This window comes from Carboxylicivirga marina, assembly GCF_016612505.1.
In the GTDB taxonomy this organism is placed as follows: Bacteria; Bacteroidota; Bacteroidia; order Bacteroidales; family Marinilabiliaceae; genus Carboxylicivirga; species Carboxylicivirga marina.
This window is the reverse complement of record NZ_JAENRR010000131.1, coordinates 1-2,481: the sequence shown is the minus strand read 5'-3', so window position 1 is coordinate 2,481 and position 2,481 is coordinate 1. Positions and strand designations below refer to the sequence as shown.

At 34.4% G+C, this 2,481-nt stretch carries 3 protein-coding genes; all 3 read right to left on the bottom strand.

Annotated elements, in window-relative coordinates; translation table 11 throughout:
• Positions 1-42: 42 nt before the first annotated feature.
• Entirely contained in the window at positions 43-1,011 is a 969-nt protein-coding gene (locus JIV24_RS22050) for a fibrobacter succinogenes major paralogous domain-containing protein (RefSeq protein ID WP_200467248.1), read from the bottom strand.
• 357 nt (positions 1,012-1,368) lie between these two features.
• Positions 1,369-1,788 (bottom strand): hypothetical protein, encoded by a 420-nt coding sequence (locus tag JIV24_RS22045; protein WP_200467247.1) that lies wholly within the window; start codon positions 1,786-1,788, stop codon positions 1,369-1,371.
• A gap of 159 nt (positions 1,789-1,947) precedes the next feature.
• A complete protein-coding gene (locus tag JIV24_RS22040) occupies positions 1,948-2,439 on the bottom strand; it encodes a hypothetical protein (RefSeq protein WP_200467246.1) in 492 nt (163 codons plus the stop codon).
• Between the last annotated feature and the right edge of the window lie 42 nt (positions 2,440-2,481).

Here is a 2,481-nt window from a genome sequence, read left to right as displayed (position 1 = left end):
ACACCTTAATGCAGCTAATAATAATGAAGCTGTTTGCTTAATCTAGAAGAATACAATAGTACGTGAGTAGTTACGATCCTTTAAATAAATACAGCTCGATCCATCATATGTCCCTGTCCTTGTCCAAAAACGAGCCCAAATACCACCCAAATCATGAAACTGTTCGGTATCAACCATACCAGAAGGTAAACAAGTTAATCCTAAACTATTAGTGGCTTTATAGAAAATCCGTTCATTAGGGTACCAGTGGGCCGAAGTTGTTTCCCGCAACTTATGTCCATAATTTTCACTCGAATAGGTTTCTGCATAATCAATTAATTGTTGCCAATCATCAACATTTGCGACACGCCAACCCTCTGGTGCTATATTACGCTCATCTGAAGCTGCATGCCAGTTATTAAGAGCCCCATGTATAGCCTTATTGTCCTTATCGTTATTGTAATAAACGTAAGCACTTGTATTATTATGAAAATGTCCCCATCTACTTAAGTCTGTAACGTGTTCAATTGTATCACCATTCTGATACCTTGTTGTTTTTAAGTTTTCAGCCATCCAGACTTGTTCTCCTATTTGGATAGTTTTATAAACATTTCCATCGATATCCTCTACATTGCCATACTTTAAGTCAGGATTAAACTGAATATAATCTTCTGTTGTGAATTCTACCTGATCACCATAAATAGTATCTCTTTCATTAATATAATATGCTCTTACAAAATATGTCTTTCCTGCATTCGCATTAGAGATTACACTTTCATACGTCCCTATTTCATTACCATCAATCGTATAATTATCACCCAGGGATGGTTCCGTATTTACACTCCAACAAACGCCTCGGGATAACACGGGCAAACCTCCTTCATCTCCAATTATTCCACCGCTAATAGCTTTGCTAGCTTCGATTCCTTTTACCATAGTCGTTATTATAGTTGAATTCTCTAACCTTTCTTTTTCACAGCTAATGATTAGAAATATTCCTAAAAACAAGGCAATAATCTTTATTGATTTCATGTTTTTTCTTTTTTTTAAATAGTTTGCTATTCGTATCGAATTTATATGATTGCCAACAGTCTCGCTGCATAGTGTCGTGTGGCGAGATATTAACCCTACTTTCTTTCAAAATCTCTCTGAGCCAAATCTTTTATTTGTTTTTATCTTTTCATTCTAAAGCTCAATTGAAAATCATGAATACCTAAAACACAAACACAATATTCATAAATCAAAGATTTGGCGGTGTTCAATTACCCAACCTAGCTTCCAAAGCCTCACAAACGCCAATTGCTTTATACTAGCGTGTTGGGTTTATTTGTTATCAATAAGCTCAATTGTATTATTCTCAATTAATTCCTTGAAATCATCTTTTGTAAACTAGTTTGAAATCCATGTGCAAGCCTCGTGTAGGTTGTCGTAGGAAGTCAAGTAGAATTTCTCATCGTTATAAATGTGTTGATGAATAATTTCCCAGTCCAGATTTTCAAAAGTGATATTCTGAATTAGAGACTTCCTACTAATTGGATTTATTAGCACTTTTAATGTCTTTTGTTTTGGCCATATAGTCCCCTTATTCACAATTAGACTGTCTTCAATAGGGAACGTTTGTAAATACTCTATCAGCTTCATATCTGACATTCCTTCAATTGCCCAAATTGAATTATCTGGCACTAAAGTCAAAATACGTTTAAAAAATTCCAACTTGTCTTCAAGTTTTGAAACTGCCCAAGAGTTTTTGAAGTCAATTTCTTTTCCTACTCTATCTTTCTTCTTTCTTATTCGGAAAATATTCTTCATAGGTCTACTCTTCAATTAAACAGAACGGCTCGCATATGCGTAGTGCGGTATTTCAAGGCACTGCACAATCAAACCGCTAATATGGTTATTAGTTGCTCTAAAACTAAAATTCACAAAATGCGCTACGCATTACGTATATTTATTGTGCACAGTTATTCTTTAAGTATCATATTCTCCATCCCAAGGTTCGCCAAATGCAATAGTAGAACTTGGTTGAAGTTCAATCATCTGAATCTCTTCATTAGGAACCAACCCAAATTCAATTCCATCTATTGTTGTCTTGAAAGGTTTTACTTTGATATCCTTATAGATAAAGTTTCCTAGTTCTGAAATTAAATCAGAAAGCATTTTATTAGTTTGGTTGGGTGAAATATCACTCGTCTTACCCGCAAGTTTATATTTTGTTTCAATATGATTTCCATTTTTATCAAATAGATAAACCAATGCATATTCCAATCTCTCATTTTCCCAGTTCTCACTTGAGAAACCTTTAGGAAAGACAAAAGTCTCATAACCAAAAAACAAGATACCTTTCTCTGTCTCTCCTAGATAATGCGTATGATAATCCTCTTCTCGCATTATGGGTAATAAATCAGGGTACCAATTACTCATTTTCTGTGACAACTCAGGTTCTCCAAAGCGCTTTTTCAAAATCATAATTTTTTCACGAGAGTGTGAATAAAATTACACCTA

Excerpts from the sequence above, each read along its gene's own strand:
- JIV24_RS22050 (WP_200467248.1), bottom strand. The coding sequence starts at position 1,011 with ATGAAATCAATAAAGATTATTGCCTTGTTTTTAGGAATATTTCTAATC.
- JIV24_RS22045 (WP_200467247.1), bottom strand. The coding sequence starts at position 1,788 with ATGAAGAATATTTTCCGAATAAGAAAGAAGAAAGATAGAGTAGGAAAA.